Annotated in this window: 13 protein-coding genes and 1 other RNA gene; 10 read left to right on the forward strand and 4 right to left on the reverse strand. The window is 48.4% G+C overall.

Annotated elements, in window-relative coordinates:
* Window positions 1-220: 220 nt before the first annotated feature.
* Window positions 221-2,458: a PBP1A family penicillin-binding protein gene (locus tag QOR82_RS05445; protein WP_283583763.1), complete on the reverse strand. Its 2,238-nt coding sequence runs from the start codon at window positions 2,456-2,458 to the stop codon at window positions 221-223.
* Window positions 2,459-2,469: 11 nt separating this feature from the next.
* Window positions 2,470-3,081: a Holliday junction resolvase RecU gene (recU, locus tag QOR82_RS05450; RefSeq protein WP_283583764.1), complete on the reverse strand. Its 612-nt coding sequence runs from the start codon at window positions 3,079-3,081 to the stop codon at window positions 2,470-2,472.
* Between the two features lie 83 nt (window positions 3,082-3,164).
* Between recU and QOR82_RS05455 the strand changes: the two genes are divergently transcribed.
* From QOR82_RS05455 to QOR82_RS05470, 4 genes are all read left to right on the forward strand, one after another.
* On the forward strand, window positions 3,165-3,746 hold the full coding sequence (locus QOR82_RS05455; protein WP_283583765.1) for a DUF1273 domain-containing protein: 582 nt from the start codon (window positions 3,165-3,167) through the stop codon (window positions 3,744-3,746).
* A gap of 129 nt (window positions 3,747-3,875) precedes the next feature.
* A complete protein-coding gene (gene gpsB / locus QOR82_RS05460; RefSeq protein WP_283583766.1) occupies window positions 3,876-4,241 on the forward strand; it encodes a cell division regulator GpsB in 366 nt (121 codons plus the stop codon).
* A gap of 17 nt (window positions 4,242-4,258) precedes the next feature.
* Window positions 4,259-4,632, forward strand: an RNA gene (gene rnpB / locus QOR82_RS05465) — RNase P RNA component class B.
* A gap of 70 nt (window positions 4,633-4,702) precedes the next feature.
* Window positions 4,703-5,845 carry a THUMP domain-containing class I SAM-dependent RNA methyltransferase gene (locus QOR82_RS05470; protein WP_283583767.1) on the forward strand — a complete coding sequence of 381 codons (1,143 nt, stop codon included), beginning with the start codon at window positions 4,703-4,705 and terminating at the stop codon, window positions 5,843-5,845.
* A 14-nt stretch (window positions 5,846-5,859) separates the two neighbouring features.
* Here the strand turns inward: QOR82_RS05470 and QOR82_RS05475 are convergent, their stop codons facing one another.
* A complete protein-coding gene (locus tag QOR82_RS05475; RefSeq protein ID WP_283583768.1) occupies window positions 5,860-6,255 on the reverse strand; it encodes a ribonuclease HI family protein in 396 nt (131 codons plus the stop codon).
* A gap of 32 nt (window positions 6,256-6,287) precedes the next feature.
* Here QOR82_RS05475 and QOR82_RS05480 point away from each other — a divergent pair, with 32 nt between their 5' ends.
* The 6 genes from QOR82_RS05480 to QOR82_RS05505 all read left to right on the forward strand — a co-directional run bounded on the left by QOR82_RS05480 (window position 6,288) and on the right by QOR82_RS05505 (window position 12,781).
* Window positions 6,288-6,683, forward strand: coding sequence for an EbsA family protein (locus QOR82_RS05480; protein ID WP_283583769.1), 396 nt, complete (start codon window positions 6,288-6,290; stop codon window positions 6,681-6,683).
* A 1-nt stretch (window position 6,684) separates the two neighbouring features.
* Complete coding sequence (gene lspA / locus QOR82_RS05485) at window positions 6,685-7,125, forward strand: signal peptidase II (protein WP_283583770.1); 441 nt, start codon at window positions 6,685-6,687, stop codon at window positions 7,123-7,125.
* 3 nt (window positions 7,126-7,128) lie between these two features.
* On the forward strand, window positions 7,129-8,043 hold the full coding sequence (locus QOR82_RS05490) for an RluA family pseudouridine synthase (RefSeq protein WP_283583771.1): 915 nt from the start codon (window positions 7,129-7,131) through the stop codon (window positions 8,041-8,043).
* Between the two features lie 21 nt (window positions 8,044-8,064).
* Window positions 8,065-9,144: a carbamoyl phosphate synthase small subunit gene (locus tag QOR82_RS05495; protein WP_283583772.1), complete on the forward strand. Its 1,080-nt coding sequence runs from the start codon at window positions 8,065-8,067 to the stop codon at window positions 9,142-9,144.
* 2 nt (window positions 9,145-9,146) lie between these two features.
* Window positions 9,147-11,678, forward strand: a complete 2,532-nt coding sequence (locus QOR82_RS05500) for an ATP-binding protein (RefSeq protein WP_283583773.1) — start codon at window positions 9,147-9,149, stop codon at window positions 11,676-11,678.
* A 146-nt stretch (window positions 11,679-11,824) separates the two neighbouring features.
* Entirely contained in the window at window positions 11,825-12,781 is a 957-nt protein-coding gene (locus QOR82_RS05505) for an L-lactate dehydrogenase (protein WP_283583774.1), read from the forward strand.
* Window positions 12,782-12,861: 80 nt separating this feature from the next.
* On the opposite strand, the gene QOR82_RS05510 is transcribed toward QOR82_RS05505, so the two are convergent.
* Entirely contained in the window at window positions 12,862-14,553 is a 1,692-nt protein-coding gene (locus tag QOR82_RS05510) for an NFACT RNA binding domain-containing protein (RefSeq protein ID WP_283583775.1), read from the reverse strand.
* Window positions 14,554-14,580: the final 27 nt, after the last annotated feature.

Below are 14,580 nucleotides of genomic sequence, written 5' to 3' on the forward strand. Positions count from 1 at the left end.
TAGAAAAATATTAAACTATCAAACACCGTTTGAGATATTTTTTGAAGAACCGTTGCACTTAGTTTGACAATTCGTCAGCCAATTTAAGATAATAAAAACTGGCATCGGCTTTCACCAATACCAGTTAATATAGACCCTAAAAAAGCAGTTTCCTGTGGAAAGTGGTATTGTCAACCACCTTGCAGGAAACTGCTTTTTGCTTTATTTCAATAATTAATTGTTATTGATTGTTGCTCCCGCTGGCTTGGCTAGCGGTACTTGAACTATTAGCAGCACTCGAGGAGGCAGCGGAGGAGCTGGAACTGGCTGGACTACCACCGTTGCTAGATTCGGTCCGGCTAGACGAGCTTGTTCGCGAGCTATTGCTTTCGCTTGATGATGAAGAGCTCGAGTGTGACGATGATGAACTATCATCGTTGTCGTTACCGGTATCTTCCATCATCCCAAAGGCCCACTTGGAATCCCGGATAACCAATTCACGGTGACCACGGTAACGCACGGCTTCAACTGAACTCGGCATCGACCAGTCACTAGCGTGGTTTTCGCTATCCAGATATTCCATGATGCTCTTGTAAAGCAACTGGGCATCGTTAGTGTGACTGTCGGAAATTCCGTTACCCGGCTGCATCGGCTGATCGTAGCCGGTCCAAACGGCAACGGAGTAGTTCTTGGTATAACCAGCAAACCAAGAGTCCATCACTCCAGAATGGCCGCTATCAGGGTACTCGGTTGTCCCGGTCTTCCCGGCTTGGTGCACCCCACTGATCCGCGCAGCGGTTCCGCTACCTTGGGAATCAGTGAGAACCCCCTTGAGCATGAACGTCATCATGTAGGCTGTTGCTTTGCTCATTGCTCGATGACCATGGGGCGAGTAGTGAAGGGTTTGTCCATCTTGGGTGGTAATGGAACTGATGTAGTAAGGCCGGTAATAAATTCCACCGTTAGCAAAAGCAGCGTAGGAAGCAGCCATTTGCAGTGGTGAAATGTAGAGACCAATCCCGTTTTGGAGCGTGTAGGCCTTCTTCTGGCTAATACCGAGGCCTTTGAGAAATTCAGTGGCTCGACTGATTCCCACAGTCTGCAGCGTCCGAATTGCCGGCACGTTCCGTGATTGGACCAGGGCGGCCCGCATCGTCATAGTACCTTTGTATTGATGGTCAAAGTCATGCAGAACAACGTTAGTACCAGGGTAAACAAAGCGCGTATCTTGGACGCTCTTGTAGGTTGGCCACTGCAGGTATTCAATGGCTGGACCGTAGTCCATCAGTGGTTTGGCCGTTGAACCAGAGGAACGGTCGGTTTGAACGGCACGGTTCAAACCAAAGATCACTTTACCCGTTTTACGGCCACCGAGCATTGCAACGATCTGGCCGTTGTGCGGGTCGGTAACTGCTACCCCAGCCTGTTCTTTATCGCTTTGGAAGTTGATCCCGCCGTTATTGGCTGCGTCGTAGAGGTGCTGTTGAGCACCGAGATCCAGGTTGGTGTGAACTTGCAAGCCATCGTTATACGGGTTGTAACCCTTGGCATATAGCTGACCCAGAACTTGTTTGACATAGGCGTCAACTTCTTTTTCGTTGACATTGGCATCTCCTGAACTGGTGTTACCATGACTTGGGTCCAAATCCGCATTGACACTTTGCTGTTTGGCACTGGCCGCCTGGGAACTACTGATGTACTTGCTACGGACCATCGCGTTGAGGACTTCGTTGCGCCGTTGCGTCGCGTACTGAAGGTTCTTGCTCAATGGGTTGTAGTAGGTCGGTGATTGCGGAATTCCTGCCAATTCGGCGAGTTGGGCCAAGTTCAGCTGGTTGAGGTTTTTCCCGTAGTAGTACTGGGCGGCTGTCTTCATGCCGTAAACCCCGTTGCCCATGTAGACTTTGTTAATATAGAAATCGAGGATCTGCTGTTTAGAAAAGTGACGTTCCACATTGATGGCTAACCAGGCTTCCTGAGCTTTTCGCTTGAATGTCCGGTCAGAGGCGGCCGTTGAAAAGACAGAAAGTTTGACCAGTTGCTGGGTGAGGGTACTGCCACCTTGCATTCCGTTTGAGCGACCAACAACGTTATTAGCCGCGGCTCCCATGATCCGTACAGGGTCAACCCCGTGATGCTTGTAGAAGCGCCGGTCTTCGATTGAAACGACCGCTTGCTTTAAGGCCTCTGGAATTTGACTGTCCTTAGCGTATTCTCGCTTTTGAGCGCCAAGCCGTGAAATCACGCGGTTATCGCGGTCATAGATCGTGGTCGTAGACTGACTTGCTAACTCATTGCGGCTAATTTTGGGTGCACTCGATGCGTAATAAAAGAAGAGGCAAGCACCGCCAACAATAAGGAGGACGATGATCCCCAGGATCCAGAGGAGAATGGTTCGTAATAGGGAACCGCCACCTTGGTGACCACCGTCATTGTTGCTACGGTAATCTTGCCGTGCTTCTGATTGATTATCAGCCATAAGAAACTCCTTTACAGTTGATGGTCATGGATAAAGGAGTCGAGGGCGTCTAAGTATTTCAGACGTGGATTAAGCCCGTACTCGATTTCGTAGCCATCGTTTATAATCTCCGTTAAGGGAATCGATTTTCTGCCACCATCCCGTTCTTGCTGCCACCAGACGAAGAGTTGACTGGCAGGGTAGAGGAAAGCACGATCCAACGTTGTAAATTTAATGATTGCAAAACAAATTCCACCTTGTTGAACACAGGAAGCCATATGCAAGACCTGGTGCTGGTGGAAATTCTTTAGTGGAAAGGAACGTTTATTACGTGTTTCCTTGGCATCAAAATCGATGTAGTGGCCGTGATAGACTCCATTATAATCGGTCGTTGAGGGGCGCCTAAAATATGCTTCTCGGATCACGGCCTTGCTTCGTTTGGGATAGTCGACTTTTACTAACTGAACCGGCGTTGGCTTTTTATGGACAACGGCCCGCTTGGTGGCCAAATAGTAAGCGTTGCTCTCGTTGAGTTCAGCTTCCAAGGACATCCCCCGTCGCGCGTAAATGGACGAATGTGATGTCGAAATGGCCGCGACCGGCTTGTGGACAGGCCGTTGACCACCGGGGTAGTGAATAGTCATCCTTCTCCCTCCCTTGACTACGTGTTATTATACCAGAGTTATCACTAATAGGAAGTTTACTAAAAGATTACAGGAGCGGATCCATGCGACGAATTTGGGTGAGCGGCTACCGGAGCTATGAATTGAACGTCTTTCAAGATAATGACCCGAAAGTGCAGGTTATTAAGGAAGTCTTGCGGCAGAACCTGACGGAAATGTTGAACCAGTCGACTGAAGAATTCTGGCTTTTAACGGGACCTCAGCTGGGGATTGAACGATGGTCAATCGAAACCGGTCTGGCCCTAAAAAAAGATTATTCCCAATTAAAAATCGCGATTATGGCACCATTTGCTGATTTTGGCAACCACTGGAAAGAAGACAACCAGGTAGCCCTGAGCCAAATTAAAACTGCTGTGGATTTTGCTGGTGACGTTTCGCAGAGCCCATATCAATCACCTCGACAGTTGCAAAATTATGCTCACTTTATGCTGACGCACAGCGAAGGAAGTATCCTGGTCTATGATCCGGATTTTAAAGGTAAACCACGATGGGACTATCGTGCCATTCGCCGTTGGCAGGAAAATCACCAGTATGCGCTACGCTTGATTGACTTTGATGAACTTCAGAATGCGGCTGAGGAGTGGGGCGAACGACAGCGAGAAAAACAGGATAATAGCGACCAGTGAGTCGACTGACTGACCGAGGCCGGCTGAAAGCAAATGGTAATAATTTGATAGTGACCCTTTGCAAGTCGCTGAAATTTTGGTACTATAAGTGTTGTGTTTACGGAATATACAACGAATGGGGTGTTGAGATTGGCTGAAATTAAGTTTACTGCCAAGGATATTCTACAAAAGCAGTTCAAGGAGAAGAGCATCGGATTGGGTTACGACCGAGCTGATGTTGATTCTTTTCTTGATGATGTGATCAAGGATTACGACACCTTTCACTCGCAAATTACCCAGCTGAAAAACGAGAATGATCGTTTGAAAGCCAAGGTTGATGAACTAAACCGGCAGGTCGAGGTGGGCTCAACGATTAGCCAGCCAGATGCCAGCCAGCAGCCAGTTTCCAGTGCCACGAACATGGACATTTTGAAACGGCTCTCCAACCTTGAACGGCGGGTTTTTGGCCCCCAGTACAATGGGGAGAGCGATGATTCCGATTCGCATTTACTGTAAACAACCAATTAATTGCAAGCCTTGGGTAATTGAGCACGGCTGATGTCGTGTTAGGAAGGTCCATGCTCGCACCAGCTGCGATGCTGGTAGTGTTTGTGCTCGCTGAAAAAATAAGGCGGGGTGCCGATTTATCGGTAACGGCGGGAAAACCGGCTACGGTTCATACTATGCCCTAGTATCCCTGAAAAGTGCCACAGTGACGAAGTAATAGCGGAAACGTTATTGATGGAACGCGGTAAACCCCTCAAGCGGTAAACCCAAACTACGGTAGGGGAGCTTTGGATAGCAAATTGAAGCGATTCCAGGGGAGGGCTTCGGCCCTGAGATAGATGATTACCTCGGTTTAATTGCTGCCTGACAATTAAACTACGACAAAACATGGCCTACAGAAGTTTGCAAACAGGCGCCCGGGTTTTCCCGGGCTTTTTTTGTGTAACAATTTTCTCTTTAAAGGAGATCGTATGAAAAATTTTAATTTGATAGCAACGGCGGCTTCTGGGATTGAGTCTCTCGTTGGCAAGGAATTGCGACAGATGGGTTACCAAACCCAGGTGGAAAACGGGCGGGTTCGTTTTCAAGGTGACATTAAAGCTGTCCTCAAAACTAATCTGTGGTTACGAACAGCTGACCGGGTCAAAATTGTGGTTGGCGAATTTGATGCGCGGACTTTTGATGAGCTGTTTAATCAAACTTACCAATTACCCTGGGATGAATTTTTGCCAATTGATGCCTGTTTTCCAGTGGAAGGGAAGAGTCACCGTTCGCAACTTCATAATGTTCCTAGTGTTCAATCAATCGTGAAGAAAGCGATCGTTCGCTCCCTTTCTGATCGCTATCACCGTCGGACGCGACTGCCGGAAAGCGGTGCCACTTACCCCTTGGAGGTAGCAATTGTCAAAGATCATGTGATACTGACGCTTGACACGTCTGGCAGCTCCCTCTTTAAGCGCGGCTATCGCCAGGAAAAAGGGGGCGCGCCACTAAAGGAAAACATGGCAGCGGCACTGGTAATGCTGGCTCACTGGTTTCCAGACAATCCTTTCGTGGATCCAGTTTGCGGTTCCGGCACGATTCCGATCGAGGCGGCATTGCTAGGGCACAATATTGCTCCTGGGATCAATCGTCACTTTGCTTGTGAAGACTGGAATAATTTAGTGCCGGCTGGTTTAAGTGATCAGTTGCGTGATGAAGCGGACGCGGCGGCCAATTATGATATTCATCTTGATATTCAAGGTTACGACATTGACCAAAACATGATTAAAATTGCCCAGAATAATTGCCGGGCGGCTGGTTTGACCCATGACGTTCATTTTAAGCAGTTGGCAGTCAAAGACTGGCATACGGGCCAGCTTAATGGGGTAATCGTTGCCAATCCACCTTATGGCGAACGGCTGGGTGATCGTGACAGTGTTCGGCACTTATACCGCCAGATGGGAGAGCTTTACCGACCTATGACGACCTGGAGTAAGTACATTCTGACCGCAGACCTCGAATTTGAAAAATTTTATGGTCAGAAGGCGACAAAGCGTCGTAAATTGTATAATGGGGCTTTAAGGACGGATCTCTTCCAATTTTGGGGTCACAAAAAGCGGTCTGCCAAATAAGCGTGAGAAAGATTTCACATTTTTTCCAACCGATGCAGAGCCTGATTGGCTAAATGGTGAGCACCGTGGTTCTTTTTTTCCGGAATCCACTGGGTGACCACCGTCCCGGTTTGGTTCATGACACTGAGCAATGCTTGCAGTTGAGCTTGGTAGTGTTTGCTGTAGGTTTTGCCGATCGCATCGCTAAGCAGTCGGCTGTCAGTATAAAATAAAATTGGTTCTGAATTGAGACCGTGCTGGACAAGGTAAGTAAAACCCTGCTGGGCGGCCGCAAATTCGCCTTCGTGATTGCTGGCACGTGTCAAATGGCCAGTTAGTTGCAACTGCTGGCCGGAATGCAGAATTAAAATTCCTAATCCGGTCGGCCCTGGATTGCCCTTGGTTGCGGCGTCTGTATACATTTTAATCATAAAAATCACCTAGATTGTGTAAGGAGTTTTTGATGGAAGAAGAAAAAAGATATTTCTACCAGCCAAACATGACTACCACCATTATTGAGTGGTGCTGGACCTTTATGATTTTAATCGTGGGGATCATTATTTGGCTGGAAATCACTCATTTTCAGTGGATTAGCGCTTGTTTTATCGCTGCTTTCTTGATTTTAGCATTTTTAGGCGTTTCGCGGCGGACAGTCATGATCACACCTACGAAAATGGTGTATAGCCGCGTGTTGCAGAAAGATTTTTTGACGATCCCCTTAAAGGACGTGCGGCAACCCGTCTTTACTAAACATACTTTGACGATGACGGTGAACGGGGAAGTCCTCACCTTTACTTTCCGGCAAGCCGCCATTAAAGACATTCAACGAATATTTAAAATTGCACAAGTGGGGCATTAATATGTGGCTTTATCCTTTGCTTACGATTATTTTCTTGATCCTAGATCAAGTTGTAAAACTGGCGGTGGCTACTCATATTCCTGTCAACCACGTGTTAGTTATGATTCCGGGTGTGCTCGGTCTCACCAATCTGCATAATAAGGGAGCGGCTTGGAGTATTTTAAGTGGGCAACAATGGTTCTTTGTTCTGATTACCTTACTTGCCCTCACAATTATCGGTTGGCTGATGGCCCACTTTCGATCAAACCGGCCGGTGATGATTTGCCTGAGCTTGATTTTGGCTGGGACGCTCGGTAATTTTATTGACCGCTTGCGACTGGGTTACGTGATCGACATGTTTGAGACATTATTTGTTAACTTTCCCGTCTTTAACGTGGCGGACTCTTGTCTCACAATCGGGGTCCTGGCGCTGGCTTGGTTTATTTTAAAGGACGATGATTGATCAGTGACAGAAAAAACGTTTACGATTCAGTCGGGAGAGAAGGGGCGGCTCGATAAAGTCGTTGCCCATCACTTGCAGGAATACTCCCGCTCTCAGCTGCAAAAGTGGATTGATCATGGCCTGGTACGGGTCAACGGTCAAGAAGTCGCCGACAAGTATCGGGTACGGGTTGGAGATTTCGTGACGGTGCAGCCCGCCAAACCCCACAAGATCTCCTTAGAAGCGGAGAACATTCCCCTGGACATCGTCTACGAGGACGATGATTTGTTGGTGGTGAATAAGCCGCAGGGGATGGTGGTGCATCCGGCACCGGGTCACCCTGATCATACCCTCGTCAACGCCTTGCTGTACCACTGCCCGCTTTCGACCATCAACGGAGAATTTCGACCAGGAATTGTACACCGTATTGACAAGGACACCTCTGGATTGCTGATGGTTGCTAAAAATGACCAAGCCCACCGTTCTCTCGCTAGTCAGCTCAAGGCCAAAACGACGCAGCGCGAATACCTGGCGTTGGTCCATGGAAACATTAAAACTGACCAGGGGACGATTGACGCGCCATTAGGTCGTTCGAAGCGTGATCGAAAAAAGCAGGCAGTTGTTGCTGACGGCCGACACGCGGTAACGCATTTTCGGGTTTTGCGTCGCTATCGCCACTATACTCTCATTGCTTGCCGTCTGGAAACTGGGCGAACCCACCAAATTCGGGTTCACATGGCTTCGATCGGCCACCCCTTGGCTGGTGACCCCTTGTACGGCCCCCGGAAGACGCTGCCAGGAAATGGCCAGTACCTCCATGCTCGTTTGCTGGGCTTTAGGCACCCCCGAACGGGAAAAGAGATGGTCTTCACGGCACCGTTGCCGGCTTGGTTTCAGAAGATGCTCGACCAGCTTGACGTCACGGATGCAATCGACTAATTAGGAAAGGAGGGAAAGAAAATGGCAGCTCGTTATTTAATTTTGGAGGATGGCTCGATATATGCCGGGGAAGGTTTCGGTGCGCCCGCCGTCACTTTTGGTGAGATGGTTTTCACTACCAGCATGACTGGCTACCAGGAAATTATTACCAACCAGGTTTATCATAATCAAATTGTCGTCTTCACTAATCCAGATATTGGTAATTTCGGCATTCAGCGCAACGTTTACGAATCAATTCTTCCCTCGATTAAGGGTGTTGTTGTGCGTTCGCTCGCGAATATTTCGACAACTAAAGTGCGGCGTTTGACGCTGGACCGCTACCTCAATTCAATGAACATTCCCGGGGTAGCTAACGTTGACACACGGGCGATTGTTCGTCGTCTGCGAGAGGCCCACAAGCCATTAAAAGGGAGCATTGTCCCGGTTCCTGATGATCATGCCTTTGATCAGTTACAGGCGACTGTCTTGACAAATCAGCAGGTTGCCCAAGTTTCGACCCCCAAACCCTATCCCAATCCGGACGTTGGTATGAGCGTGGTCGTTATCGATTTGGGCCTCAAAAACGGAATTCTGCGTGAATTATCGCGGCGAAAGTGCAATGTCACCGTCTTGCCTTACAATGCCAGTGCCGAAGAGATTTTGCGCCTCGATCCAGACGGGGTCGTTTTGTCTAGCGGTCCTGGCAATCCGAACAAAATTGGGGATGCGGTTCTGGAAATGATCCGCAAGGTTCAAGCGCGTGTTCCATTATTTGCCATCGGTCTGGGACATGAACTGTTTGCCCGAGCTAATGGTTGCCGTTTACATCAGATCAGTCCTGAACGGCATGGAATGAATCACCCGATTACCGAAACGATTACCGGACGAATTGTCTATGCCACCCAAGCGGAAGGTTTTGCCCTAAGCCACGATGATGTGGATACGGCCAAATTATACGTTACTTATGTTGATTTGATTGACAATAGTGTCCAAGGACTGCGCCACCGGGATTATCCGGCTTTCTCCGTCCAATTTTTCCCGGACGGAGCTCCCGGCCCGGATGAAACGGACGGCTTATTTGATGAGTTTATGGACACGATGAGGTTGAGGGAGGATCGTTAAAAATGGCAGATGAGCGGAAAGAAAAAACAGTGCTGATTGTTGGTACCGGTGCTGATAATCTGCAACATGCTGAAGAGATTGATACGTTAATCTACGAAATTGCGACGACCATGAAAAACCAAGGATTTCACACGATTTTGCTGTCTGATAATGCCTTCAGCTATTCGCTAGACAGCCGGTCAGCAATTGACAAGGCCTACATCGCCGCCGTTAATGAGGTTAACTTAGTTCAGGCAATCCGTCGCTTTCATCCTAGCTATATTCTTCCGACACTGGGTGGGCGGCATGCTTTTGAAATCGTGCAAGAGGCTGCTGAATCCGGAATTTTTCAGCAAACCTCGATCAAGCTGTTGGGGATCCCGCTCTCAACCATTCGCCAAATCAATAATCCCTTGTTGTTAAACCGGACCTTACATAATGTTGGGGCCCCAACCAAAGCCATCTCTACGACTGGAAACTATCAAGACGCCGCAGAGATGGCTGATAAGGTTGGTCTGCCGGTGATTATTCGTTCGATCATGCCGGCTGGAACTGGTTTTCGGCAGATTATCCATGAACGTTCGTCGCTGAAACAGGCGGTTGCCAATGGCATTCAGCGTTCCCGTTCGGGCCAAATCATGGTGCAACAGAGTCTGGCCGGCTTAAAGGAAATCGGCTTTATTGTGCTTCGTGACGCGTCTGGGACGATGATGAATTTAGGGGCAATCGAGGATGTTGACCCGATTGGCACGCACGCCGGCGATTCGATCGCAGTGATGCCGGCTCAGACGTTGACTGACCGAGAATTACAGGATATGCGCGACATCGCCTTTGCGATCACGCGCAAACTGCGGATTGTCGGCATCAACCATGTTCAATTCGCCTTAGACCAGGATCGCGAACAGTTTTACGTCATCAAGAACAGTCCGTACCTGGACCGGATGACGACCTTTGCAATGAAGGCGACGGCTTACCCAATCAGTCGGGTGATGGCCTGCCTTTACAGTGGACAAACGTTGCGTGAAATTCACCTAGACCACGGTTATTACAAGCATGCAGCTCTGACAGAACCCGTGATGGATCATATTGCGCTGCGTGCGCCCATTTGGCCGCAAAAGCTGTTTAGCAAAAACGATTGTTGCCTGACCACCGAGAAAAAATCAATCAGTGCAGTTATTGGCATTGGGCGTTCTTTCCCGGAAGCGGTTAGCAAGGTTGACGTTATTTTTGAAAAAATGGGGATTGAAGACCTGCGTTTGCTTCGCCAAAAGGAGCTGAGCGATTCGCAATTGGAAGCAGCCTTGATTCACCCGCGTATTGGCCGAATCTTTCTGTTAATTGAAGCCCTCCGGAGAGGTTATTCGATTCGGGAATTAAGTGAAATGACTCACATCGATCAATATTACTTCACTGAATTTCAAAAGTTATTGCAGGTGAATTCCGAACTGCTCAAGTCACCGGGATCTTCACCGGTGTTAGAACGAGCTAAGTACCTCGGCATCAGCGATCAGATGATTGCCCGCTTTTGGTCGAGCAAAGCAGACAAAGTGGCTGCGCTACGCCACAGTCACCAGATGCACCGCACCTACAAGGAAGTTGAACCGTCAGCGGGCGAATTTGAATGTCATACGGGCAGTTTTTACAGCACTTTTGAGCAGGAAAATGAAAGCCAAACTAGTGCGGCGCCGGTCGCATTGTTGGTTGGAATGGGTCCGATCAACGTTGGGCAGAGCACGGCGGGCGAATACTTTGCAGCTTCTGTCTTAAATTATTTCAAGCAGAATGGTTTTCATAACGTCGTCATTGACAACAACCCAAGTGCCCTGAGTTTGAGCTCGTTACTGACGGACAAACGTTATCTGGAACCAGTAACTCCAGAAACTATCAACTCGGTGATTGCCATTGAGCAGCCTCAATATGTCATTTTGCCGGCAGCTGAACGTCGTTGTCGCGACCAATTGCAATTGCCGCATAATTGCCGACTACTGGAACTGCCCGCCGAGTCCGATTTGACAAAGTTCAACAATGTTGAACCCCTTTATAATAATAACTTTGTTTTTGATGGTCAGCGGAGTTATTCTCTGGGGATTATTGGTGATTTTCAGTCGCCTTCGACCCTTACTTACCAGGCAACTGGCGAGTTTTATCCGGCTAATTTGTCCGTAAGCAGCCGGCAAAAAATTCAGCAATTGCTTGAGCAGCAACTCAGCTCGTTAAGCCGCCCTGGTATCTATCAGATGATTCTTAGTAAATCGGATGATGATCTGGTAAAATTACAAGATATCAAGCCTTTGCCTCTAACTGAAATGGTTTCTTTGAGCAAGGTTCTTGGAATCAATCTTGCTGATGTTGATCTGAGGCTAGCTCTCGGACAGTTCGATGGTACGCAATTTGCTTCTCGCTTAGGCAATAGACAGGAAACAGTGCGGGCGGTTTACCGGGCTGATTTTCCTTTCCGCGCCTTGCATATCACGAATGAAGATCCGAGCGTTGAGACTGTCGTGGGTGCCCGGATTGCCATTGAACTATTAAAAGCAGCTGAAGAAGATCAGTGATGGCTAAGTGGAGTAGGCTAATTTAAAGAAGAAAAGCCATTGCTGACCAGTCTTTTTTAAAAAATCTTTGATTGGTATAGGTGAGATTGTGATATAATAAACGAAGGATGTCACAAAGAATTAGACCTGGAAAGGATGACTCACCTATGTCTAAATTACACCAAAAAGTTGCGTTAATCGGTGACGGTGCTGTTGGCTCGTCATTTGCTTTTGCGATGACTCAGCAGGGGCTGGCGGAAGAGATGCCAATTATCGATATCGTTAAAAAGCAAACGACCGGTGACGCGCTGGACCTGGAAGATGCCACGGTCTTTACCGCCCCGAAGAAGATTTACTCAGGTGATTATTCGGACTGTAAGGACGCCGATGTGGCTGTGATCACTGCCGGCGTTCCGCAGAAGCCCGGCGAAACCCGCTTACAATTGGTTAATAAAAACTTCAAGATTATGAAGTCAATTATCAAGCCCCTGATGAATTCCGGCTTTGATGGGATTATCTTGGTAATTGCCAACCCGGTCGATATTTTGACCGCTGCAGCCCAAAAGTTCTCTGGCCTGCCAAAAAACCGGGTCTTTGGTTCGGGGACCTCACTTGATACTTCACGTTTACGGGTTGCTCTTGGCAAGAAGCTGGAAGTTGACCCGCGTGACGTCAATGCTTACATTTTGGCGGAACACGGTGACTCTGAATTTGCTGCTTTTAACGAAGCAACGATCGCCGGCAAGCCACTGCTGGAATTGACGAAGGAAGAGGGGATCACCCAGGATGACTTAGCTGAGTTGGAAGATCAAACTATCCACAAGGCCTATGACATCATCAATAACAAGGGTGCCACGTACTACGGGGTCGCAACGTGTGGAATGCGGATTGTCCGGGCAATTCTTCGTGATGAAAATGCCGTGTTGCCGATTTCGGCACCGTTGAACGGCGAATATGGGGAAAAGGACATTTATATCGGGACGCCGGCCGTAGTCAACGCCTCGGGTGTTAAACGGGCGATTGAAATTCCTTTGACTGATGAAGAAGCTGCCAAATTCCATAAGTCTGCTGCAACCTTGCGGCAAATTTGGGATGATGCGGTGGCGGAAGACGCTAAGAACTAACAATTTGATCCAAAATAAAACGGGGATGAATGAAAGGTTACACTTTCACTCATCCCCGTTTTATTTTGCCAAGAAGAGTCTTATTTCTTATTTAACGGCTTAGGTGTGACCTTAATCGTCGTCTGGCCGCGGAAGGTCACGAAGCCTGGTTTGGCGCCGTGGGGCTTATGGAGCTCCTTCACCGGCAGAAAATCGACCGGAACGTTATCGGATTGCCGGGCCTTAGAGAAGTACGCCGCCAATTGGGCTGCTTCCAAAATTGTTTGTTGGCTCGGGTTGTTGCTCCTGATAACGACGTGGGATCCTGGCATATCTTTGACGTGCAGCCAGGTGTCATTTTTATTAGCAATTTTAAAGCTGAGCCGGTCATTTTGCAGGTTGTTCTTGCCGACCAAGATTACTGTGCCGTCGCTAGCTTTGAATTGCTGTGGTTTGCTGACGCGCGGTTTACGGCGTTTACCTTGTTTTTTGTGGCGAAGATAGCCTTCCTGCTCTAGCTCGAGTTTGATTTCTTGGACGTCAGCTGGGGCCGCAATGGCTAATTGAGTTTTAATACCATTGAAGTAGTCAATTTCAGTATTGGTTTTGGCCATTTGTTCATTGACATGGGCCACAGATTTCTTCAGTTTATCATAACGTGTGAAGTAGTGTTGGGCATTACGGGAGGGCGACAGCTCTGGTTTGAGCTTGATCTTTAGGGGATGGTTGTCGTCGTAGAAGTTCGGAAGAACAATCTCTTTCATGCCACCGTGTAAGCGATTGAGATAAGTTGTTAATATTTCGCCTCGAATACGGTAGTAATCAGCTTGTGCCGCTTCTGCCAAGGCCTTTTGAAATTTTTTAATCTTCCGCCGGTCCTTTTTTAATTCGTTGTTAATGACTTGGAGGACCTGGCCAGCCAATTCGCGAGTCCGATCAGTTTCGGCTTTGTTAGCGTAAAAGGCATCTAGCATCGCTGAAAGGGTCGGGAATGATTGTTTATCTGAATAATCGCTAACATTCAGCGGTGGAAAAGCAAAGAAGTGCTTTTTTCCCTTTTGGTCGGTGAGAATCACGGGCTTAGGTTCTTCGAAACCACGGAGAAAGCTCCCGTAAGCGATTGGCAAATTGTCAGCAGCTAGAAGCCGGCTGGCGAGATCTCGAGATGTTTCGCGTCCCAGCCCTTCATATTGCTGTTGCAAATCATGAGCCAACTGGTCTTGGTCCATCCCATCCTGACGGACAAGGTCGGAGTAATGCTGGTTGGCCTGGTAGGGATTGGTTTTCTTTTGCTTGGGTGGCATGATAAATTGGGCTCCCGGAAGCAATGTCCGGACTCGGTTGACGTCGCTGCCGACGTGTTTAATGGCGTCGATAATCTTACCAGTTTGGCGCTGGACCAGGGTGACGTTACTGTGCCGAGCCATGATTTCGACGACTAAAACGAGCTCTTTGACGTCGCCAAGCTCGTCGCGGGTGCTGAGGTAAAATTCGACGATTCGGTCGTTGCCGACTTGTTTAATATCGTTGATAACGGCGCTTTCCAAATACTTACGCAACGTCATCGTGAAATTGGTCGGAACTGCCGGATTTTGGTAGGGAATTGTCGTGATTTGAATGCGGGGATAGGAAGGGTTGGCTGATAAAAGCATGGTTTGGTTGTGACGGTGGGCCCGAACCACCATCAAGACTTCGGCTGGGTAGGGCTGGCTGATGCGGTTGATCCGCCCGCCAACGAGCTGCTTTTTCAATTCTTGGACCATCGCATGCGTAAATAAACCATCAAAAGCCATTGATAGGTTCCTCCGTTCAGTTTTTTT

It is taken from the genome of Limosilactobacillus difficilis, from assembly GCF_947387495.1.
Classification (GTDB): Bacteria; Bacillota; Bacilli; order Lactobacillales; family Lactobacillaceae; genus Limosilactobacillus; species Limosilactobacillus difficilis.

Bases quoted from the DNA above. Each gene is read 5' to 3' on its own strand.
- QOR82_RS05445 (WP_283583763.1), bottom strand. From the start codon at position 2,458: ATGGCTGATAATCAATCAGAAGCACGGCAAGATTACCGTAGCAACAAT.
- recU (WP_283583764.1), bottom strand. From the start codon at position 3,081: ATGACTATTCACTACCCCGGTGGTCAACGGCCTGTCCACAAGCCGGTC.
- QOR82_RS05455 (WP_283583765.1), top strand. From the start codon at position 3,165: ATGCGACGAATTTGGGTGAGCGGCTACCGGAGCTATGAATTGAACGTC.
- QOR82_RS05470 (WP_283583767.1), top strand. From the start codon at position 4,703: ATGAAAAATTTTAATTTGATAGCAACGGCGGCTTCTGGGATTGAGTCT.
- QOR82_RS05475 (WP_283583768.1), bottom strand. From the start codon at position 6,255: ATGATTAAAATGTATACAGACGCCGCAACCAAGGGCAATCCAGGGCCG.
- QOR82_RS05480 (WP_283583769.1), top strand. From the start codon at position 6,288: ATGGAAGAAGAAAAAAGATATTTCTACCAGCCAAACATGACTACCACC.
- lspA (WP_283583770.1), top strand. From the start codon at position 6,685: ATGTGGCTTTATCCTTTGCTTACGATTATTTTCTTGATCCTAGATCAA.
- QOR82_RS05495 (WP_283583772.1), top strand. From the start codon at position 8,065: ATGGCAGCTCGTTATTTAATTTTGGAGGATGGCTCGATATATGCCGGG.
- QOR82_RS05500 (WP_283583773.1), top strand. From the start codon at position 9,147: ATGGCAGATGAGCGGAAAGAAAAAACAGTGCTGATTGTTGGTACCGGT.
- QOR82_RS05505 (WP_283583774.1), top strand. From the start codon at position 11,825: ATGTCTAAATTACACCAAAAAGTTGCGTTAATCGGTGACGGTGCTGTT.
- QOR82_RS05510 (WP_283583775.1), bottom strand. From the start codon at position 14,553: ATGGCTTTTGATGGTTTATTTACGCATGCGATGGTCCAAGAATTGAAA.